This window comes from Streptomyces sp. NPDC020299 (genome assembly GCF_044387825.1).
Classification (GTDB): domain Bacteria; phylum Actinomycetota; class Actinomycetes; order Streptomycetales; family Streptomycetaceae; genus Streptomyces.
Map to the genome: position 1 here is coordinate 71,026 of NZ_JBIRWL010000024.1, position 19,861 is coordinate 90,886.

A 19,861-nucleotide genomic window follows, 5' to 3' on the forward strand; every position below is an offset into this window, starting at 1 on the left:
GCGACTAGATGAACTTCTGGCTCGCGAGGTAGGCCGCGAGCTGCTTGCCGCCCTCACCCTCGTCCTTGACGATCGTGCCTGCCGTGCGCGCCGGGCGCTGCGCGGCGGATTCAACCTCGACCCAAGCACCCTTGAGACCGACCTCGTCCGCCTCGATACCCAGGTCTGCCAGGTCCATGGACTCCACCGGCTTTTTCTTGGCGGCCATGATGCCCTTGAACGACGGGTAACGGGCCTCACCCGACTGGTCGGTGACCGATATGACGGCCGGGAGGGAGGCCTGCACCTGCTCGCGGGCGGCGTCACCGTCGCGGCGGCCGGTCACCGTGCCGCCCTCGATACCGATCTCGGACAACAGGGTCACCTGTGGGATACCCAGGCGCTCGGCCAGCAGCGCCGGGACGACACCGGACGCGCCGTCGGTGGAAGCCATGCCACAGATCACCAGGTCGTAGCCGACGTGCTCGATCGCCTTGGCCAGCACCAGCGACGTACCAATGATGTCGGTGCCGTGCAGCGCGTCGTCCTCAACGTGGACGGCCTTGTGCGCCCCCATCGACAGGGCTTTGCGTAGCGCGTCCTTGGCGTCTTCGGGTCCCACCGTCACAACGGTGATCTCCGCGTCGTCCGTGGCCTCCGCGATCTGCAGCGCCTGCTCAACCGCGTACTCGTCCAGCTCCGACAGCAGGCCGTCGACAGCGTCCCGGTCAGTGGTCAGATCCGCGGCGAAGCGCCGGTCGCCCGTGGCATCGGGCACGTACTTCACCGCGGCTACGATCCTCAAGCTCACGTCGGCTCTCCTCACTATTACGGCTCGTGGCAGGCCCTGGCAGGTCAGAACTCACCGGGCTTGAGGTCGGCTCCAGACCATGCATCGGTGACGAGCACCCGAAGGGACTCGAAGTCCAGCGGCCGTGGGTTGGCGTAGGGGCTGTCGAGAAGCTGCGCGGTGACGTGATCGATCCCGTCTTCCGGCATACCGAGCTCATGCAGCGACGCGGGAAGGCCCAGATTTTCCGTGAAGTCGCGGAGCGTCGAGGCAGCGTCGTTTGCGTCGGTACCGATCGCGTCTGCGATGCGTCCGACGGCGGCCGGGGCTGCCGGTGCGTTGAACGCGACGACGTACGGGAGGACGACAGCGTGGGTGAGCGCGTGGGGAAGGTCGAACATGCCACCCAGGACATGGCACAACTTGTGGTGCAGGGCCATTCCCACGGTGGCCAGGCACGTTCCGGCCAGCCAAGAGCCGTACAACGCATCCGTACGGGCGCCGAGATCGTCCGGCACTGCGACGATCTTCGGCAGGGCCCGTGACAGGGCGCGCAGCGATTGTTCCGCCAGGGCCGAGGTGAGCGGGTTGTGGTCCGGGCTCCACAGCGCCTCAGCGGCGTGTGCCATCGCGTTCACGCCGCTGGCCGCCGACACCGGTGCCGGCAGGCCGAGGGTGAGTTCTGCGTCGTAGATCACGGTTTCCGGTAGCACGGCGAGCGTGCGCTGCGTTGCCTTGCGTCCCTCGCTGGTCTCACCGATGACCGGGGTGACTTCGGAGCCGGCGTAGGTGGTGGGCAGCACGATCTGCGGAAGGTCCGTGCGCAGGGCGATGGCTTTGCCGAGTCCGATGGCGGAGCCGCCGCCCACGGCGACCACGCAGTCGGCACCGGCCTTCCGAACGGCCTCTATCGCCTTCTCAGTTACCTCGACCGGCGTGTGCATCGCTGCACCGTCGAACAGGCCGTGGTCGTAGGGCCCGAGATGGCTTCGTACGGTGTCGACCACGTCGTCCATGCCCGGTGTAGCGAGCAGCAGCGCTCGGCGGCAGCCCAGGCTCTCGATCTCGTCCGCGAGCTGGGCCCGGGTACCGGTGCCGAACACGATGCGGTACGGCAGTCCGCTGTAGGTGAACTGTTCGTGACCGGCGAGGGGGCTGTCGTTCATGGGGTTCCCGTCGGTGAGGCGGTCGGGTGGTCGCGCAGCATGTGCCGGACTTCGGGTCGGCGGATCTTGCCCGCGGGGGTGCGCGGCAACGCGCCGACGGTCTCCAGTCGCCGGGGGATCTTGTAGCGGGCGATGCGGGAGGAGAGGAATTCCTGGAGCTCGGGCAGACTCGGCGGCTTGGGGCCGACGGGAACGATGACGGCGGCGACGCATTCTCCCCAGAGCGGGTCGTCAACTCCGATCACGACGGCTTCGGCCACTCCGGGGTGGGCGGTGAGCGCGTGTTCGACCTCGATGGGGTCGACGTTCTCCCCTCCGGTGATGATCACGTCTTTCTGGCGGCCGGTGATGACGACGGCGCCGTCGGAGTCGATCAGGCCTCGGTCCCCGGAGTGCAGGCCATCACTGCGGAAGGTTTCGTCGGTGGCGCGCGGCTGGTTCCAGTAGCCGCACGCCAAGTGGGGTCCGCGGACGACGAGTTCACCGATCTCCCCCGCATCGACCGCCTTCCCCTCCGGGTTGACGACGGTGAGGTCGGTGAGCATTGCCGCCGGACCGGAGGAAGTGGGTTTGACCGCGACCTGTGCGGGGGTTCGGAACGACACCGAGGGCCCCGCTTCGCTGAGTCCGTAGCTGGCGAGCAACGCGACCCCCAGGCGTGACCAGGTCGTGACGGTGTCGGGTGAGAGCGCGGCCCCGCCGACGAGCATCCAGCGCAAGCTGGACAGGTCGGCCTCCGCGAAGGCGGGGTGACGGCTCAGCAGACCGAGCATCGTGGGGACGGCGAACATGGTCGTAACGCTGTGCTCCTGCACTGCCTGAAGGCAGGCCGCAGGGTCGAAGCCGCGTTGGAGTACGACGGTGCCGCCTTTATGGAGCGTAGCGATGGCGAGGGTGTTGAGGCCTCCGACGTGGAACATGGGGGTGTTGACCAGTGTCACGTCATCGCTGCACACATCGAGCCCGAGCAGTGTATTGATCTGATTCCAGAACAGGGCACCGTGGGTGAGTACGACGCCCTTGGGCCTGCCGGTCGTGCCCGACGTGTAGACGATCAACGCCGGGTCGTCGGGCCCGACCGGTTGGGGATAGGGTGCCGTGTCGGGCGTCGGGTACGGGATATCGATGCGGTGGAGCCGCGCGGGCCGGGAACCTTCGGTCTGGGCGGACAGGCGTACCGCCTGCTCCAGCACTCCGCGTGTCGTGTCCTCGGCGAGGGCGACAGCAGGCGCGGCATCCTGCAGCAGACCTGCGATCTCGATGACCGGGGCTGCCGGGTTGACGGGGACGAAGATCGCGCCACACCGGGCGGTGGCGAAGAGCGCGATCAGAATCTCGGGCCGGTTGCCCGACATGCACACCACGCGGTCCCCGGGTCGCACACCCCAGTCCAGCAGGGCCCCGTGAAAGCCAAGGATGCGATCGCCGAGCTCCTGGTACGTCAATGTCATGCCCTCGAACGTGATCGCGGGCCGGTCGGGCTGGCGAGTCGCACGCCGTTCGACGAGCTCCCCGTACCGGGTTCCGGGGACTCTGGTGGGATCCACCGACACTGGTGCTCCTCTGGGTTTAGCCGTTGTACGGGTCAGATCGGGTAGTGGCGGGCGCCGGCCTGGACGGTGATCCAGCGCAGTTCGGTGAATTCCTCGAGCGCGGCGCGGGATCCGAACCGTCCCCAACCACTGGCTCCCACTCCCCCGAAGGGCATCTGGGGTTCGTCGTGGACGGTGGCGCCGTTGATGTGGCAGATCCCGGACCGGATGCGCTGCGCGATCTGCAGTGCGGCGGCCGCGTCCCTGCTGAACACGGCGGCGGACAGTCCGTACTCGGTGTCGTTGGCGACCGCGATGGCCTCCTCGGTACCGTCTACCTCGATGATGGAGGCGATGGGCCCGAACGACTCCTCGGAGTAGATGCGCATGGCCGGGGTGACTCCGCGCAGCACGGTGGGCGGGAAGTACAGACCCTGGGTAGGTCCACCGGCCAGGCACTGCGCCCCGGCGGCGACGGCGTCCTCGACGAGCGCGCCCACGTGGCTGGCCGCGGCCACGTTGACGAGCGGCCCGATCTGGGTCGCCGGGTCCTGCGGGGCGCCGACCACCAGTGCCGCGGCTCGTTCGGCCAGCCGGATGGAGAACTCGTCGGCGATGCTCCGGTCGACCACGATCCGCTCGGTCGACATGCAGATCTGGCCCTGGTTCATGAAGGCGCCGAAGCAGGCCGCGTCGACCGCGGCGTCGAGGTCGGCGTCGGCCAGTACGAGCATCGGGGCCTTGCCGCCGAGTTCCAGCACGACCCGGGTCAGGTGGCGGGCGGCGTGCTCGCCGATGATCCGGCCGACGCGGGTCGAGCCTGTGAAGTTGACGCGGGTGACGGCCGGCTGGGCGATGAGGGTCTCGACGATTTCGGCGGCGTCCTCGGGCGCGTTGGTGATGAGGTTGATAGCGCCCGCCGGCACTCCGGCGTCATGCAGGGCCGTAACGATGGCCGCCTGTGTGCGGGGGGCCTGTTCCGAGGCCTTGAGGACGACCGTATTGCCGTAGGCGAGAGGCATCGCGAGCGCACGGACACCGAGGATCAACGGAGCGTTCCAGGGGGCGATCCCCACGACGACCCCGGCGGGTTGGCGTACACCGAGCGCGGTCAGGCCGGGAACGTCGGAGGGGATGACCTCGCCGACAGCGGCGTAAGCCTGCGCCGCGGCCTCGACCAGCATGCCGTGCGCGACATGGACGTTGAAGCCGGCCCAGGCGGCGGTGGCACCCATCTCACGGGTCATCACCGCGCAGATCTCGGCACTGCGTTCGAGCAGCAGTCCGGCCGCGGCGTGCAGGACCTCGCGGCGGCGGGAGGGTGCCCAGCTGCCCCAGGTCCGCGCGGCGTCGCGGGCGGCCTCGACGGCCCGGATCGCGTCGGCGGCCGAGGCTGCCGCGACCTCGGCGGCGTACTCCCCGCCGAGCGGGGATGCCACCATGGCGGTCCGTCCCGTCTCGGCATCGGTCCACTTTCCGGCGATGAGTAGTTGGCCGGGCTGCGCGGTGGCCACCTCTGCCTGGGAAGCTGTCGTCGTCATGTCGGCTCCTTGCGGGTGCGTCTGTCGGGTGATCTGGTGCGTCGGGGTCAGAAGGCCGCGTTGGGCAGGTTGAGCAGGGTGTCGTCGGTGTGCCCGGCCACGACGAGGTCGGCAGCGATCCGGGGCAGCACCGTCCGGGTAAAGAACCGGCCTGTAGCGACCTTGCCTGTGTAGAACGACGCGTCGGCCTCGGTCAGGCCGCCGGAGGCGAGAGACCTTGCGGCGATCTCTGCGCTGCGCAGAAGCAGCCAGCCGCAGAGCAGATCGCCCGAGGCGAGCAGGAGCCGGGTGGTGTCCTGCGCCGCAAGCGTGCGGCCATGTGGTTCCTCGTGTTGCCACCGCCGTTGCAGGAGGCCGACGAAGTCGCGGAACGCGTTCAGGGCCTGCGCGAGCTGGTCGCGTTCGACGGCGAGCTCGTCGGCCTCGCCGATGCGCGGCGAAGCGGTCGCAGCGACCTCGGCAAGCAGGGCGTCCAGCGTTGCACTCTTGTCGCGGAGGATCTTGCGGCTGAACAGATCCAGGCCCTGGATGCCGGTCGTGCCCTCGTAGAGCGTGTCGACCTTGGTGTCGCGGACATACTGCTCGAGCGGATAGTCCTGCAGATAACCGGAGCCGCCGAGCACCTGCAGTGACTCCTGTCCGAGTAGCCGCCAGCCCGTTTCCGAGCAGTAGCCCTTGACGATGGGCAGGAGCAGTTGGTGGGTCGCGTCGGCGAGCTTGTCCGGCGCACCGGCCTGCTGCGAGATGACGAGGCGGTCCTGGATGGAGCCGGTGTAGAGGATCAAGGCCCGCATGCCTTCGGCGTGGGCCTTCTGCGTCATCAACGAGCGGCGGATGTCGGGATGCTCGATGATCGCGACGGGGCTGCGGGACGCGTCGGCGGCAAGCGAGGGGCCCTGGACGCGCTGGGCCGCGTAGTCACGTGCGGTGAGGTAGCCGGTCGACAGGGTGGCCATGGATTTGACGCCGACCAGCATGCGGATCGCCTTGATGATCTCGAACATCTGGCGGATGCCGTCGTGCTGGTCGCCGAGCAGCCACCCGACGGCCGGCGCGTCGACTCCGAAGGTGAGCTCGCACGTCGGGTTCACGGTGAGTCCCATCTTGTGTTCGAGACCGGTCACCACGACTCCGTTGCGCTCGCCGAGGGCGCCGCTGTCGAGGTCGACGTGGAACTTGGGAACCACGAACAGGGACAGTCCCTTGGAGCCGGGGCCGCCCGCTCCGGCCACTCCGACGGGTCGTGCCAGGACGACATGCACGATGTTGTCGGTGATGTCGTGGTCCCCGTATGTGATGAATCGCTTGATGCCTTCCAGGTGCCAGCTGCCGTCGGGCTGCGGGCGGGCGACCGTGCGCGCCGCGCCGACGTCGGAGCCGGCGTCGGGCTCGGTCAGCACCATAGTGACCATCCAGTGCTGGTCCACGATGAGCTGGGCGAGGCGCTGCTGGTCGGGGGTGCCGAACTCGTGCAGCAGCCGCACCACCTGGGGGACGACGTACGCGCCCATCGGGATCGGCGGGTTCGCCCCCAGCATCATTTCCAGAATGGCGAGCCGCAGCGACGGCGGGACGTGCTGTCCGCTGATGTCGGCCGGCAGCTCGGGGTCCAGCCACCCGGACTTCAGATACGCGGCGAAGGCGTCCCGGAAGGGGCCCGGCAGGGTCACGCTGTGCGTCGCCGGGTCGAACCGCAGGGGGGCATGGCTGCTGTCGGGAAAGGACGGTGCCATGACCTCGGTCGCGAACCGCTCGGCCTCGGCCAGCATGGTCTGGGCGAGGTCCAGATCGATGTCGTCGAAGGGCTCGGCACCGTAGACCGCGTCGCGGCCGAGGAGCTCGCGCAGGACGAACACGGTGTCGCGAACGTTGGTGCGGTAGTGGTTCACGCGGACCTCTCAACTCTGAGGATCGGCCGTCCCGGCACGGGACATGAAAGGGAACACGCTCGCCGGAACGGCGAGCACCATGATCACGCCGGTGACACGGTCACCGCTTGTTCGGCGTCGTAGGAGTACAGCCAGTCGTTGTGCCCCAAGGGGTCCTCGGCGGCGAACGCCAGGTCGCGTTCCCGCTGGTCCGGCCCATCGGGCAGGTGATGGTGGTCGAGCCTGCCCCGGCTCGCCTCCTGTACCCGGGTTGCCCTGGGCAGGCGAATGCGCTCGTAGGCCGCCAGTGCCGACGGGACGTTCATGCCGCCGTTGGTCAGGCAGCCGGCCAGCACGGCGGCGTCTTCGATGGCCTGGCCGGCGCCCTGGGCGAAGAACGGCAGCATGGGATGGGCGGCATCACCCAGCAGAACCAGGCGGCCGCGGACCCAGGTTTTCAGGGGCGTACGGTCGAGAACTGCGTATCGCCCGACCCGCTCGGCGGCGCCGATCAGCGCCTCCAGCCTGGGGTCCCATCCGGCGAACTCGGCGGCGAAGTCCTCGGCGCGTCCTTCGGCGGACCACGATTCGACGTCGCTCGCCTGCATGGGACTGAACGCGACGATGTTCACCAGCCGCCCCCCGGACACCGGGTAGTGGACGAAGTGGCGGCGGTGCCCCAACCACAGTGTCTGCACCGGCCTGCGCGCCAGGTCGGGACCGGCGTCCGCGTCGACCAGTGCGCGCCAGGCGCACAGCCCCGATTGCCTCGGCTCTGTCGGAGGCGTGACATGGCCCCGGAGCATCGAATGGATTCCGTCGGCGGCGACAACGACGTCGGCACGGACGGTCGAGCCGTCGGCGAATTCCACCGTGGCGCCGTCCTCGTTCTGGGTGATCCCGACACAGCGCCGGTTGAGATGGATCAGGTCACCGGGAAGTGCCGATCGCAGGACATCGAGAAGGTCGGCGCGGTGCACTGTCCAGGTGTTCTCGCCGTAGCGCTCCAGGCACGTCGCACCGAGCTCCTGTGAGAACAACACAGTGCCGTCGGCCCAGCGGCGGAACTCCCAGCCGTGCTGCAGCGCGACACCGACATCTTCGAGTGCGGTCGGTGGACCGAGCCGACGCAGCAGACGCGCCGCGTTCGGGGCCACGATCAGGCCGGCCCCGACTTCCAGCAGCTCGGGCGCCTGTTCGAAGACCTCGGCCGACAAACCGGCACGGCGCAGGAAGGCCGTCGTGGCAAGCCCTCCGATACCGCCGCCGATCACGGCAACCTGCACCCGCCGGTCACTCTGTGCCATACCGCCAGCCTCCTGGTCCGTTCGGCGCCTCTCTGGCGTAGACCGAGTGTCTGCGTGTCCTGGTGCGGGGAGCAGCCCTCATCCCACTGGACGGCACGCTACATATCAACTAGCTTGTTATCAAGCTCCTTGATTCTCAGGAAGGGCAGGCGCGATGGCCGGTAATCAAGCGACGCCTGGGCGCACGGTGGCCAGCAAGGTGTCCCAGGTTCTCGCGGCGTTCGCCGGAAACAGCACCGAGCTTTCCCTGGCCGAGCTCCGTCGCCGAACCGGTCTCCCAGCTTCCACGGCACATCGGCTCGCACAGGACCTGCTGCGTGAAGGCATGCTCGAGCGCTCACCCCGCGGCGACTACCGGATCGGGCTGCGGCTGTGGGAAATCGCCGCACGATCGGTGCGCGGCTCCGGCTTGCGCGAGGTGGCCATGCCGTACCTGCAGAACCTGTACGAGGCCACCCAGCAGCACGTCCAGCTCGCCGTCCTCGACGGGGATCAGGCGCTGATCGTGGAAAAGATCTCCGGCCCGGGCGCCGTACCCACCGTAGGACGTGCCGGAGGGCGCCTGCCGTTGCACGCCAGTGGTGTGGGCAAGGCGATCCTCGCCCACACCGATCAGGGAGTACAGGACCGCGTTCTCGCGGGTCCGCTCCACCGGTTCACCCCGCACACCGTGACCTCGCCGAACGAGCTGCGCGCCGCACTCGCCCAGATCAGACGGGATCGCACCGCGTACTGCCACCAGGAGCTCACCCTCGGCGCGGTCTCCTGCGCCGCACTGATTCCGACCCCGGAATTGACGACTGTGGCGTCGGTCTCGGTCGTGGTCACCGCCGACGAGGACGTGGCCCTCCTTGCCGCCGCGGTCCGCACCGCCGCATTCGGCATAGGCCGGGCGCTGCGCGCGCATCAGGGCGACAGGGCGGGCCCCATGTGGAGCGCCCCGGGCGCCAGGCGCGGCGTGTGAACCAGTTCGCTTGCCATCCAGCGGGATTGAGCTGGCGACGGGGCAGGGGGCGCCGGGAACGATGGTCGACGAACGAAAGGTAGGACACTCCATGACCAGCAATGCGATCGCTGCGGATCTGTCGCCGGCGACCCTCACGGACACCGTCGTCGACAGCTTCGCCCGGACTCCAGACGCACGGCTTCGTCGCTGTCTCGACGTGTTGACGCGACACCTGCACGCCGCGATCCGCGAACTGGAGCCGACGGTCGCCGAGTGGGAGACGGCAATCGAGTTCCTCACGGCCACCGGGCACAAGTGCTCCGAGGTACGCCAGGAATTCGTCCTGCTCTCCGACGTCCTCGGGATTTCTGCACTGGTCGAGACCATCAATGACAGTGACCTGCCAGAGGTCACCGAAGCCACCGTCCTCGGCCCGTTCCACATGGTCGAGTCACCGCGACGCCGACACGGCGACCTCATCTCCGAGGCCGACCCCACGGACCAGTGCCTGGTCACCGGCCGCGTTCTCGACAGCGACGGCAACCCCCTGACGGGCGCCGACGTGGACGTCTGGCAGGCCGACATGAACGGCTTCTACGACGTGCAGCAGCCCGGCATTCAGTCCGCCGGCAACGGCCGCGGGCTGTTCACCGCCGGCTCCGACGGCGGCTTCCACTTCCGGACGGTCGTCCCGAGCCCTTACCCCATCCCCACTGACGGCCCGGTCGGGACACTCCTGGAGGCCACCGAGAGGCACCCGTATCGCCCCGCCCACATCCACTTCATCGTCGACATTCCCGGGTACCGGCCGGTCACCACGCACGTGTTCATCGCGGACAGCCCCTACCTGGACTCGGATGCTGTCTTCGCGGTCAAACAAAGTCTGATCAACGAGGTGCGGCACGGCAACGATCCGATCGTCGCCCAGCGGTACGGGCTTCCCGTTCCCTACCGTCACCTGCACGTGGATCTCGTGCTCGCACGAGCCGACGACCAGGACGCCTGAGCGCCGGCAGGCGGAAGCGCTGCCCCTGTTCAAACAGACGGGCATCGTGCGGGGAGGACTACTCGGAACCAGCCAGCTCAGGCAGGTCGCGCAGCGCAACAGCGCAAGCCAGCAGCCCTTCCCTCAGCCGGTCCACCGACTCCGGGTCAAGTGCGTTCAGCATGTGGTCTTCGATGCCGTCGACCGCCGCTTCGCACGCTTCGAGACGCCGCTTGCCTTCCTCGGTGAGCTCCGCACGCAGGATCCGACCGTTTCCAGGATCAGGCGCCCGTGTGATCAGCGCTTCGGCTTCGAGCTGGGCAACGATCTGGTTCATCGCCTGAGGCGTGACGAAAGCTCGCCGCGCCAGCTGCGCCGACGACAACCCGCCCCGCCGGGCAAGGACGCTCAAGGCCGCGTACTGCGGCGTGGTCAGCCCGAATCCCCGCACGGTCTCGTCCAGCGCCGTTCGAACCCCCCGCTCAACCTGCTTGACGAGATAGGTCACCCGAGCAGGCAAACGCTCCATTTTCGGCTCCACCCATTGACTTTACATCAAGTAGCTTGTTATTTGTATATCAAGCTACTTGATACACCGGAGGTCGGTAGACATGCCCGAACCCACTTACGACTACGAGAACGTCCTCGTGGAGATCATCGACGGAATCGCCTGGGTGGCACTCAACCGGCCGGACAAGCGCAACGCCATGAGCCCCTCCCTCAACGAGGACATGCGCAACGTGCTGATCGAACTGGAAGGCGACGACCGCGCCCAAGTCGTCGTGCTCACCGGCGTGGGCGAGTCGTTCTCGGCGGGAATGGACCTGGAGGAGTACTTCCGGAAGGTCGACGAATCGCACCCGTCAGTGCAGATCCACGTCCGCCGGGTCAACGCCGAATGGCAGTGGAAGCACCTCCAGGACTACTCCAAGCCGACGATCGCCATGGTCAACGGCTGGTGCTTCGGCGGCGCGTTCGTCCCGCTGGTGAGCTGCGACCTCGCGATCGCGGCAGACGACGCGGTCTTCGGCCTCTCCGAGATCAACTGGGGCATCCCGCCGGGCAGCGTCGTCAGCCGCGCGCTGGCCGAGACCGTGCCCAGCCGCGACGCCCTCTACTACATCATGACCGGCCGCACCTTCGACGGCGCCGAGGCGGAGAAGATGCGGCTGGTCAACAGCGCGGTGCCCCGCGCGCAGCTTCGCGAGGCGGTGGTCGAGCTGGCCAACGACCTCAAGGAGAAGAACCCGGTGGTCATGCGGGCCGCGAAGATCGGTTTCCGCAAGTCCCGCCTGATGCCTTGGGAACTGGCCGACGACTACCTCTACGCCAAGCTCGAGCAGTCGCAGTTCCTCGACCGCGAGCGCGGCCGCCAGGCCGGGCTCCAGCAGTTCCTCGACGAGAAGACCTACCGGCCGGGCCTGGGCGCCTACGACCGGGAGAACAAGACCGTCGAATCCTGAACCGCCACCATCCCCACGGATACCCCGGACAAAGAGGTCCATATGATCCGACGAGTAGTCACCTCGGCGACCGAACAGGGCACATCCCTTGTCGCCCAGGACGGCGAGCCCCCGCGCACGTCGCACAGCAAGCACGTCCCCGGCCTCGCCGTGTCGCTGGTATGGGCGACAACACCGGATGCCGCTGTCGGTAGCGGTGACGTCAGCGATCCGACACCCGCCACCGGCTCGTTCGTCCCCTCGCCCGGTGAGACCCGCGTGCTCACCGTGAGCTTCCCGCCCGACAGCGTCATGGCCGGCCCCGATTTCGACCCGGCCGCTGCCCAGGCAGAACAGCTGCAGATCCTGCCCGGCCTGGCCGAACTCTTCGAAGCAGACGACCCGGGCATGCACCGCACCGATTCCGTCGACTACTGCGTCGTCCTAGACGGGCACATCACTCTCGATCTGGGCGACGGAAAGACCGCGAAGCTCGCGACCGGAGACGTCGTCGTACAGAACGGGACCCGGCATGCCTGGCGCAACCCCGGCACGGCCCCGGCCAGGATGCTGTTCGTCCTGGTCGGCGTCCCGCGCACCGCACATGCCCGGGACGGGCAACACACCGACAACCGGCCGGAGGAGCAGTCATGACCGCCGCAACGATGCGCGCAGCGCGCATGCACGACGTAGGCAAGGCGATGGAGATCGAGAACCTGCCCATTCCAGAACCGGGACCGGGCGAGGTTCGCGTCGCAGTGCAGGCCTGCAACGTCGTGCCCAACCTCGCCAACGTTCTGAGCAACTGGACCACCTGGTTCCCGCAGAACCCGCTGCCGACCCTGCCGGCCGTCTTCGGCCTGGACCCGGCAGGCTTCGTCGAGGCCATAGGCCCCGGCGTCGAGGGCGTCGATGTCGGCGAGCGCGTCTACGTCAACCCCGGCCGCGTCTGCACCACGTGCCGGTCATGTCGCGACGGCTATCTGACCACGTGCGAAAGCTACTGCTTCGCCGGCTACTTCGGGTTCACACCGTCCTCCCCCCAGCTGCTCGACCGCTACTCCGGTGGTCTCGCCGAGTACATGATCGCCCCTCAGTACGCCCTGGCCAGGCTGCCCGACGACGTCGAATTCGAAGCAGCGGCCCGGTTCGGCTATCTCGGCACCATGTACGCCGCCCTGCGCAAGCTGGCCCCGGAGCCGGGTATGACCCTGCTGGTCAACGGCATCAACGGCACCCTCGGAATCGGCGCGGCCCTGCTCGCCCCACACATGGGAGTGACCAAGATCTACGGCACCGGACGCGACCGCGCCCTGCTCGACCGCGTCCAGGCCCTCTCCCCGGACCGCATCGAGACCCACTCGCTGTACGACGGTCCCGTCGACGAGTGGATCGCAGAAGAGACCGGCGGACGAGGCGTCGACATGTACATTGACGCCCTCGGCCCCGGGGCACCCCACAGCACCTTCCTCGGCGGGATGCGTTCCCTGGCCCGAGGTGGGCGCGCGGTGAACATCGGGGCGGTCGCCGGCGAAGTGCCCATCGACGTCCATTCCATGATGGACCAGGAGCAGACCCTCATGGGATCGTGCTGGTTCACCCCAGGCGAGGGGCAGGCCATGGCGGACCTGGCTGCGGTCCACGCCCTCGACCTGTCCGTGTTCGAACACCGTCGTTACCCCCTCGACGCGGTCAACGAGGCGATTTCCCAGGTCGACAGCAGCGGAGCGGGCGGCTTCGCCAACTTCGTCGTCTGCCCGGCGAGTTAGTTCGGTCAACGCCCCGATGTCCAGGGGGCTCCTGACAACACCGGGCAGGCTCTGCAGGCCGGCCCGGTGTTGTCGGCAGCACCCCGGCTGTGGCGGGATGGTGCGGATACTGAGGACGGAATCGGCCAGCCCGGCATGCCGGGACCGTGCGGGTCGAGGCGGACTCCTGCATGGTCGCGGTAGCCGGGTCCCGCCTCGTGCGGCAGCCAGCGGGCCCTCGGCACGGACAGGCCCTCGCCCGCCCAGCGGTGGATCGGCCGCTCGCGCTCCGGCTCCATCCCCTCGCAGGCAGCGGCCGGTTCGTTCTGCTCGTGAACCAGGGATGCCGGGCCCTTCTGACCAGGATCGACCGCGTGCCGACGACATGAAACGCATACCGGCTGTCAGCGGGCGCAGGGAACCGAAGGGCATGTCGGCCTCCGGAAGTTGCTGAGCCGCAACCGATGGCGGGCTCCTCGGGGTGTATGCCAGAGGTGACTCGACAGTTGCCACAGCTAGATCATTTGCCCAAATATGGATCATTTGCTGCTCTTTCATGCGATGTTGAGAAGGTTTCATGACGTGGCCGGGGGCTGAGATTGGTAGAGGGGGCTCCGGCGTCGGTGGCGATGCGGGTGGTGCTTTTGTCGTGGTAGCCGAGTGCCTGGGCAATAACCGGGGCCGGGGCCTGGAGGACGAGCTGGCGGATGGCGGAGATGCGGCCCTTCTCGGCCGGGACGCCGAGTTTCCGCAGCGCGTCGCGCAAAGTGCCGGGGTTCATCGGCTGGCTCGCGGTGCGGCCGGGGAAGAGCCAGGGTGAGTTCTGGTTGATGACCGGGGTGCTGGCGGGCAGGGCCTGGAGGTAGTCGAGCAGGAGGGCGGCCACCGGTTCGGGCACTGGGGTGGGCGGGTCGCCGAGGCGGAGTGCGACATGTCGGCCGTCGTGGACGACGTCGTCGGTGACCATGCGGACGATCCGGCTGACGGGCTGGGCGAACAGCAGGACCAGACAGGCGGCGAGCCGGACTCTCGGCGAGGTGCTGTCGTCGGCGAGGACCCGTTGCAGGGCGGTGATGCGCTGGTGTTGGCCCATCGGGTGGGGGTTGGTGGTCGGGCGGTTCGGGATGATCAGCCGCGGCATCCGGCGGGTGTCCATGCACCAGCGCAGGAAGGCCTGTGCGGGGCGCCGGGTGGCGTACTTCTCCGCGTGCCAGGCATCGAGATCGGTCTGGGTGCAGGCATCCAGCGTGACGTGCCGGGCGGCGAGCCAGACCAGGAAGGCGGCCTGGGAGATCTGCTGACGGGATTCCTGCGTCGTGCTGGTGCCCAGTGGGCTCCGGGCCGCCTTGGCGCGGAGCTTGCGGAGCTGGTGGCCCTCCTTCTATGACAGTGAACCCAGCCGAAACGGCTGGGTTCACTGTCAAACGCCTGGCTTGGATGTGTGGGTTCTCGCGGCCCCTGCCCTACGGCGATTCCGTGACCTGTGACGTCTCGCCTTTCGGGCTTGGCGGTTGGTCTCGCGGCGTTGGCCAGACCTTCGAGACTGTGTGTCGGTCCGACGCTGAATCGTTTCGGGTCAGGGGACGGTGAGGACGATCTTGCCGAGGGCTCGGTGAGAGCGGAGCCGAGTGACAGCTTGGTCGGCGGTGTTGAAGCTCAGGATGCTGTCGATGAGGGGGCGCACGCGTCCGTCGGCGACGGCGGGCAGCAGGTCTTGGCCGGCGGCTGCAATGACGGCGCCGAGTTCCGCGGCGCGGGTGAAGCCGAAGGACACTCCGTGCACGCGCAGGTGGCGGTAGGACAGGGCGTCCAGGTCGATGGTGGCCGCAGCCGTGTCGAGACGGCCGACGTTGACCACAGTGCCGTCCACTTTGGTGGCCGGTAGGCAGGCGGCGAAGGTCTGGCCGCCGACGTGGTCCAGGGCCAAGTCGACACCTTCGCCGGCAGTGGCGTCGAGTACTGCCTGGGTGAGGTCCTGTTCGCTGGTGACAACGATGGTGTCGGCTCCGGCCTGCTCGAGCAGGCTGTGCTTGCCAGCGCTGCGAGTGGTGGTGACGATCGGGCCGGCGCCCAGGGCACGGGCGATCTGCACGCCGATGAGTCCGATGCTGGAAGTGGCGCCAGTGATCAGCAGTGACTGGCCGGGCTGGTAGCCGCCGGATGTGAGGGCGCCGTGCTCGGTGAGCAGTGCGGTGGGCAGCGCGCAGGCTTCCGTAAAGTCGAGTCCGTCGGGGATGGGCAAGACGTGACGGTGGTCGGCCGCCACGTACTGGGCAAAGCTGGCCGGAGTGGTGCCCATCACGCGCTGCCCCACGGTGGCGGTGTCGACGCCGTCGCCCACCACCGCGATTTCACCGGCGAATTCGTAGCCGGCCTGGTATTCCTTGCCGCTGCCGCCCGCGGTGGGGTCGGCAGCGGCAAGCATGGCAGCGTCGGCGTTGTTGAGCGCCACCGCGTGCGCGCGCACCACGATCTGACCGGGACCTGGCTTGGGTACGGGTACCTGGCGGGGGGTCCAGTCGGGGCCGGTGCCGCCGAAGAGGGCGGTCATCGTCGCGGTCATGCTCGGGGTACTCCTTCGCGCGTGGGTGGGGTCAGTGGCTGCTGCGGGTGCGGGGGGCCTGGTACTGGGCGTCGGTAACGTGCTCCAGCCAGGTGGTCTCCGGGCGGTCGTCGTCGGGGGCGGTGCCGTCCCACAGGGCGAGGTGCTGCATGAAGCGGTCCTCGGTGGCGCCGTGCCAGTGCTGTTCGCCGGGCGGACAGGTGACGGTCTCGCCGGGGTGGGCGGCGTAGACGGTGCCGTCGCGGGTGCCGATCAGGGCGACGCCGGCGATGACGTGCAGGGTCTGGCCGACGGCGTGGTGGTGCCAGGCGGTGCGGGCGCCGGGGGCGAAGCGCACCATGTTGGCGCGGATGCGGGACGGCTCCTGGCCTGCGTGGATGACGTCGAACCAGACGTCTCCGTTGAACCAGTCCTCGGGGCCCTTGCCGGTGGGCTGCGGCTTGACGAATTCCATGGCGTGCTCCTTGGTACGGATCGGGTGCCTGGGTCAGGCGGCGTCGGTGTGGGCGAGGCCGCTGCCCAGGGTGCGGGAGGCGGTGGCCTGGGCGGTGATCTGCTGGCCCTTGGCCTCGGCGGTGGGGATGGCGTCGTCGCCGGCGACGAACCGCAGCGGCGGCTCGTCGAGGTCAGTGACCTTGAGCAGGGCGTCGGCGAGCTTGGCCGGGTCGCCGGCTTGCTGCCCGTTCATCGACTGCCACATTGCCTTGGTGGTCTTCGTGCGCTCGGCGTAGTCGTCGATGGACAGTTCCGCCCAGCTGGTGGAGGCGTCCACGAGCAGCTCGGTGCGGAAGAAGCCGGGCTCGACGATGGTCGTCTTGATTCCGTACGGCTCGACGTCGTAGCGCAGCGACTCCATCCAGCCCTCGACACCGAACTTGGAGGCCGCGTAGGCGACGCAGAACTCCTGGCCGACCAGCCCGGCGATCGAGGAGATCGTGACGATGTGCCCCGCGCGCTGGGTGCGCATGACGGGCAGGACGGCGCGGGTGATGTTCATCGGGCCGAACAGGTTCGTCTCCATCTGCGCGCGCATCTGCGCGTCGGAGATCTCCTCGAAGTAGCCGGCCTGGAACGTGGCGGCGTTGTTGATCAGCACGTCGATGCGGCCGAACCGGGTCACGGCGGCGTCGACAGCGGCTTGGGCAGCGTCGGTGCTGGTGATGTCGAGGGCGGTGACCAGCAGGTTGTCGTGCTCGCCGCCGAGCGCCTTGAGCACGTTTTCGGGGCGGCGGCCGGTGGCGACGACCTGGTGGCCGGCGGTCAGGGCCTGGCGGGCGATGTCGGTGCCCAGACCGCGGCTCGCACCGGTGATGAAGATGACCTTACTCATGAGAAAGGGGATGCTCCTGTGCAGAAAGAATGGGGTGTCAGCGGTCCTGGCCGGCACCGGCGGCGGCCAGGATGGCCTTCAGCTGGGCGGCGGCGCCCATGGCGTTGGGCCAGCCGGCGTAGAACGCCAGGTGGGTGATGGCCTCGCTCAGCTCGGTCTGGGTCAGCCCGTTCTCCAGGGCCAGCTTGAGGTGGAAGCCGAGCTGGTCGGATCGGTACAGGGCGATCAGCGCGGTGACGGTGACCAGGCTGCGATCTCGCGGGGAGAGCCCCTCGCGCTCCCAGACGTCGCCGAACAGCACCTGGTCGGTGAGGTCGGCGAGCTTGGGGGCGATGTCGCCGATGGCCTGCTGTGCTGCGGATTCCTTTTCCGACACGATTGTTCTTTCCTTCCGCTGTCCTGTCTGGCGTAATTCCAGGCTTGCACCCTTACGCGCGCCTGTGCAGAGGGGAATTTGTTCCTGGGAATGGAACATCCTGGGAAGAATCCTTCCCCCTCACGGCGAGGGCTTCCGCTGCCACACTGGTGGCATGAGTCCGACACCGCATCTGAACGAGCTGGGCGAGTTCCTCAAGGCCCGCCGGGCCGAGCTGAGCCCGCGTGCCGTGGGCCTGCCCGACAGTGCAGGTCCCCGCCGGGTCGCCGGGCTGCGCAGGGAAGAGGTTGCCCAGCTCGCGGCGATCTCCACGGACTACTACACCCGGCTTGAGCAGGGCCGGCTGCCTCCCTCCGCACCGGTGCTGGAGGCCGTGGCCCAGGTCCTGCACCTGGACGACGACCAGCGCCGCTACCTTTTCGGCCTGGCCGGGAAGGAGGCGGCAAAGCCGCGCCGCAGGGCCCGGCAGAAGGTCCAGCCGCAGCTGCGCCGGGTCTTGGACGACCTCACCGCCACGCCCGCCATTGTGATGGGCCGCCGGATGGACATCCTCGCCTGGAACCCCCTGGCAGCGGCGCTCGTCACCGACTTTGCTGCCTTCCCGGAAAAGCATCGCAATTACGTGCGCATTCTTTTCGCCGATCCGGCGATGCGCGCACTGTATGCCGACTGGAAAGGTGTGGCTCGTATCGCAGTTGCGCAATTGCGCATGGAGGCGGCGAAGTATCCGGACGACCCCCGCCTGACCGCTCTGGTCGGTGAATTGTGCGTACAGGACGAAGACTTCCGCCAATGGTGGGCCGCACACCATGTCGCCACCCTCAGCGTGGGCACGAAGGTCCTCCACCATCCCGTCGCCGGCGAGCTCTCCCTGGACTGGGACACCCTCACCGCCAGCACCGATCCCGACCAGCAGCTCGTCGTGTGGACCGCCGAAGTCGGCTCACCCACCCACGACGGCCTGCGCATCCTCGCCTCCTGGGCCGCAGAGCAGTACCAGGCCACCGCAGAACCGGCCGAGTGAGGCCAGCCACCGTGGCCATGCCGCGGCACGTGCTGGCTATGACGCTCCTGCCTGCTCGCGGAGCACACCGGTGGATCGGCCCGACCCCGTAGACGAGCAGAGTCTGCGGGCCGGTACGGGCAGGGCCAAAGGAGCTGTCCGTCTAGCCGCCGGCTGATGCGTCAGGACGCCAGAGGGCGCCTCCCGTGGCCGCGTGAAGTCGGTGCTGGCCGGGCGCGACCGGCCAGTGCGGGCCGCGTCAGCGGCGTCGCTGGTCGGCGCGGAGCTCGAAGTCGCCGTAGCTGTTGTCGACCGGGTTGACCGTGACGCCGGGTGCGACGATCTCGTCGATGGCGTCGAGCACGTCCGGCGGAAGGGTGACGTCGGCGGCGGGCAGGAACGCCTCCAGCTGTTCCATGGTGCGGGGCCCGATGATCGCCGAGGTGACGCCGGGGTGGTTGATGACGAAGGCGACGGCGAGCTCGATGAGCGGGAGACCGGCCTTCTCCGCCAGGACGGCGAGTTGTTCGACGGCGTCGAGCTTGCGCTGGTTGGCGGGGGTGCTCATGTCGAAGCGGGCCTGGGGGCGGGCCGCGGAGGCGGGACCCTCGGTGGCGTGCTTGCGGTAGCGGCCGGAGAGCCAGCCGCCGGAGAGCGGACTGTAGGTGAGGGTGCCCATGCCGTGGCGGCGCACGGTGGGCAGTACGTCCTCCTCGATGCCGCGGACCAGGATCGAGTACGGCGGCTGCTCGGTCACGAACCGTTCCAGGTTCCTCTCGCGCGAGGTCCACTGGGCCTCGACGATCTGGGAGCCGGAGTAGGACGAGGAGCCGATGTAGCGGATCTTGCCCTGGTGCACGAGGTCGGAGAGGGCGCCGAGGGTTTCGGCGACGTCCGTGTCGGGGCTGGGGCGGTGGACCTGGTAGAGGTCGATGTGGTCGGTGCCGAGCCGACGTAGGGAGTTCTCGACCTCGCGGATGATCCAGCGCCGCGAGCCGCCTCGCTTGTTGGGGTCGTCCTGGTCCATCGGCATAAAGAATTTGGTCGCCAGGAACACGTCCTCGCGGCGGCCCTTGAGAGCCTTGCCGACGATCTCCTCCGAGACGCCGGCGGAGTACACGTCCGCGGTGTCGACGAAGTTGATGCCCGCGTCCAGGGCACGGTGGATGATCCGGATCGAGTCGGCCTCGTCCTCGTTGCCCCAAGGGCCGAACATCATCGCGCCCAGGCAGAGCGGGCTGACCTGGACGCCGGTGCGGCCGAGCGGTCGGTACTGCATGAAGGG

General features: G+C 68.5%; 19 protein-coding genes. 6 read left to right on the plus strand and 13 right to left on the minus strand.

Going from position 1 to position 19,861, the window contains the following annotated elements; all coding sequences use genetic code 11:
• Window positions 1–4: 4 nt before the first annotated feature.
• The 6 genes from ACH45E_RS40025 to ACH45E_RS40050 form a co-directional block, all read right to left on the minus strand.
• Window positions 5–790 carry an electron transfer flavoprotein subunit beta/FixA family protein gene (locus ACH45E_RS40025; protein WP_361453835.1) on the minus strand — a complete coding sequence of 262 codons (786 nt, stop codon included), beginning with the start codon at window positions 788–790 and terminating at the stop codon, window positions 5–7.
• A gap of 44 nt (window positions 791–834) precedes the next feature.
• Window positions 835–1,872 carry a maleylacetate reductase gene (locus ACH45E_RS40030; protein ID WP_361453832.1) on the minus strand — a complete coding sequence of 346 codons (1,038 nt, stop codon included), beginning with the start codon at window positions 1,870–1,872 and terminating at the stop codon, window positions 835–837.
• A gap of 59 nt (window positions 1,873–1,931) precedes the next feature.
• Window positions 1,932–3,482, minus strand: a complete 1,551-nt coding sequence (locus tag ACH45E_RS40035; protein WP_361453829.1) for an AMP-binding protein — start codon at window positions 3,480–3,482, stop codon at window positions 1,932–1,934.
• A gap of 38 nt (window positions 3,483–3,520) precedes the next feature.
• Window positions 3,521–5,008, minus strand: a complete 1,488-nt coding sequence (locus tag ACH45E_RS40040; protein WP_361453826.1) for an aldehyde dehydrogenase — start codon at window positions 5,006–5,008, stop codon at window positions 3,521–3,523.
• A 47-nt stretch (window positions 5,009–5,055) separates the two neighbouring features.
• The gene (locus tag ACH45E_RS40045; RefSeq protein ID WP_361453823.1) at window positions 5,056–6,897 is read right to left on the minus strand and encodes an acyl-CoA dehydrogenase; all 1,842 of its coding nucleotides are present in this window, start codon (window positions 6,895–6,897) and stop codon (window positions 5,056–5,058) included.
• A gap of 83 nt (window positions 6,898–6,980) precedes the next feature.
• Entirely contained in the window at window positions 6,981–8,183 is a 1,203-nt protein-coding gene (locus ACH45E_RS40050) for an FAD-dependent monooxygenase (protein ID WP_361453820.1), read from the minus strand.
• 154 nt (window positions 8,184–8,337) lie between these two features.
• Here ACH45E_RS40050 and ACH45E_RS40055 point away from each other — a divergent pair, with 154 nt between their 5' ends.
• Window positions 8,338–9,147: an IclR family transcriptional regulator gene (locus tag ACH45E_RS40055; protein ID WP_361453817.1), complete on the plus strand. Its 810-nt coding sequence runs from the start codon at window positions 8,338–8,340 to the stop codon at window positions 9,145–9,147.
• Window positions 9,148–9,238: 91 nt separating this feature from the next.
• Window positions 9,239–10,135 (plus strand): dioxygenase, encoded by an 897-nt coding sequence (locus ACH45E_RS40060; RefSeq protein ID WP_361453814.1) that lies wholly within the window; start codon window positions 9,239–9,241, stop codon window positions 10,133–10,135.
• Between the two features lie 58 nt (window positions 10,136–10,193).
• Here the strand turns inward: ACH45E_RS40060 and ACH45E_RS40065 are convergent, their stop codons facing one another.
• On the minus strand, window positions 10,194–10,655 hold the full coding sequence (locus tag ACH45E_RS40065) for a MarR family transcriptional regulator (RefSeq protein ID WP_361453811.1): 462 nt from the start codon (window positions 10,653–10,655) through the stop codon (window positions 10,194–10,196).
• Window positions 10,656–10,725: 70 nt separating this feature from the next.
• On the opposite strand from ACH45E_RS40065, the gene ACH45E_RS40070 reads away from it, so the two are divergent.
• From ACH45E_RS40070 to ACH45E_RS40080, 3 genes are read left to right on the plus strand one after another with little or no spacing between them, the layout of a single operon-like run.
• Window positions 10,726–11,577 (plus strand): p-hydroxycinnamoyl CoA hydratase/lyase, encoded by an 852-nt coding sequence (locus ACH45E_RS40070; RefSeq protein ID WP_361453808.1) that lies wholly within the window; start codon window positions 10,726–10,728, stop codon window positions 11,575–11,577.
• A gap of 42 nt (window positions 11,578–11,619) precedes the next feature.
• Window positions 11,620–12,210 (plus strand): cupin domain-containing protein, encoded by a 591-nt coding sequence (locus ACH45E_RS40075; protein WP_361453805.1) that lies wholly within the window; start codon window positions 11,620–11,622, stop codon window positions 12,208–12,210.
• Window positions 12,207–13,325 (plus strand): alcohol dehydrogenase catalytic domain-containing protein, encoded by a 1,119-nt coding sequence (locus tag ACH45E_RS40080; RefSeq protein ID WP_361453802.1) that lies wholly within the window; start codon window positions 12,207–12,209, stop codon window positions 13,323–13,325. The genes ACH45E_RS40075 and ACH45E_RS40080 overlap by 4 nt, the downstream gene beginning before the upstream one ends.
• A gap of 499 nt (window positions 13,326–13,824) precedes the next feature.
• Here the strand turns inward: ACH45E_RS40080 and ACH45E_RS40085 are convergent, their stop codons facing one another.
• From ACH45E_RS40085 to ACH45E_RS40105, 5 genes are all read right to left on the minus strand, one after another.
• A complete protein-coding gene (locus ACH45E_RS40085; protein ID WP_361453799.1) occupies window positions 13,825–14,460 on the minus strand; it encodes a hypothetical protein in 636 nt (211 codons plus the stop codon).
• Window positions 14,461–14,880: 420 nt separating this feature from the next.
• Window positions 14,881–15,867, minus strand: coding sequence for a zinc-binding dehydrogenase (locus ACH45E_RS40090; RefSeq protein ID WP_361453796.1), 987 nt, complete (start codon window positions 15,865–15,867; stop codon window positions 14,881–14,883).
• A gap of 31 nt (window positions 15,868–15,898) precedes the next feature.
• On the minus strand, window positions 15,899–16,321 hold the full coding sequence (locus ACH45E_RS40095) for a cupin domain-containing protein (RefSeq protein ID WP_361453793.1): 423 nt from the start codon (window positions 16,319–16,321) through the stop codon (window positions 15,899–15,901).
• 33 nt (window positions 16,322–16,354) lie between these two features.
• Window positions 16,355–17,197, minus strand: coding sequence for an SDR family oxidoreductase (locus tag ACH45E_RS40100; RefSeq protein WP_361453790.1), 843 nt, complete (start codon window positions 17,195–17,197; stop codon window positions 16,355–16,357).
• A 37-nt stretch (window positions 17,198–17,234) separates the two neighbouring features.
• A complete protein-coding gene (locus ACH45E_RS40105) occupies window positions 17,235–17,573 on the minus strand; it encodes a carboxymuconolactone decarboxylase family protein (protein WP_361453787.1) in 339 nt (112 codons plus the stop codon).
• A 154-nt stretch (window positions 17,574–17,727) separates the two neighbouring features.
• Between ACH45E_RS40105 and ACH45E_RS40110 the strand changes: the two genes are divergently transcribed.
• Entirely contained in the window at window positions 17,728–18,597 is an 870-nt protein-coding gene (locus tag ACH45E_RS40110; RefSeq protein ID WP_361453784.1) for a helix-turn-helix transcriptional regulator, read from the plus strand.
• Window positions 18,598–18,835: 238 nt separating this feature from the next.
• On the opposite strand, the gene ACH45E_RS40115 is transcribed toward ACH45E_RS40110, so the two are convergent.
• Window positions 18,836–19,855 (minus strand): aldo/keto reductase, encoded by a 1,020-nt coding sequence (locus tag ACH45E_RS40115; RefSeq protein ID WP_361453781.1) that lies wholly within the window; start codon window positions 19,853–19,855, stop codon window positions 18,836–18,838.
• Between the last annotated feature and the right edge of the window lie 6 nt (window positions 19,856–19,861).

Excerpts from the sequence above, each read along its gene's own strand:
- ACH45E_RS40060 (WP_361453814.1), top strand. The coding sequence starts at position 9,239 with ATGACCAGCAATGCGATCGCTGCGGATCTGTCGCCGGCGACCCTCACG.
- ACH45E_RS40100 (WP_361453790.1), bottom strand. The coding sequence starts at position 17,197 with ATGAGTAAGGTCATCTTCATCACCGGTGCGAGCCGCGGTCTGGGCACC.
- ACH45E_RS40075 (WP_361453805.1), top strand. The coding sequence starts at position 11,620 with ATGATCCGACGAGTAGTCACCTCGGCGACCGAACAGGGCACATCCCTT.
- ACH45E_RS40115 (WP_361453781.1), bottom strand. The coding sequence starts at position 19,855 with ATGCAGTACCGACCGCTCGGCCGCACCGGCGTCCAGGTCAGCCCGCTC.
- ACH45E_RS40085 (WP_361453799.1), bottom strand. The coding sequence starts at position 14,460 with ATGGACACCCGCCGGATGCCGCGGCTGATCATCCCGAACCGCCCGACC.
- ACH45E_RS40110 (WP_361453784.1), top strand. The coding sequence starts at position 17,728 with ATGAGTCCGACACCGCATCTGAACGAGCTGGGCGAGTTCCTCAAGGCC.
- ACH45E_RS40090 (WP_361453796.1), bottom strand. The coding sequence starts at position 15,867 with ATGACCGCGACGATGACCGCCCTCTTCGGCGGCACCGGCCCCGACTGG.
- ACH45E_RS40050 (WP_361453820.1), bottom strand. The coding sequence starts at position 8,183 with ATGGCACAGAGTGACCGGCGGGTGCAGGTTGCCGTGATCGGCGGCGGT.
- ACH45E_RS40055 (WP_361453817.1), top strand. The coding sequence starts at position 8,338 with ATGGCCGGTAATCAAGCGACGCCTGGGCGCACGGTGGCCAGCAAGGTG.
- ACH45E_RS40070 (WP_361453808.1), top strand. The coding sequence starts at position 10,726 with ATGCCCGAACCCACTTACGACTACGAGAACGTCCTCGTGGAGATCATC.
- ACH45E_RS40095 (WP_361453793.1), bottom strand. The coding sequence starts at position 16,321 with ATGGAATTCGTCAAGCCGCAGCCCACCGGCAAGGGCCCCGAGGACTGG.
- ACH45E_RS40040 (WP_361453826.1), bottom strand. The coding sequence starts at position 5,008 with ATGACGACGACAGCTTCCCAGGCAGAGGTGGCCACCGCGCAGCCCGGC.
- ACH45E_RS40080 (WP_361453802.1), top strand. The coding sequence starts at position 12,207 with ATGACCGCCGCAACGATGCGCGCAGCGCGCATGCACGACGTAGGCAAG.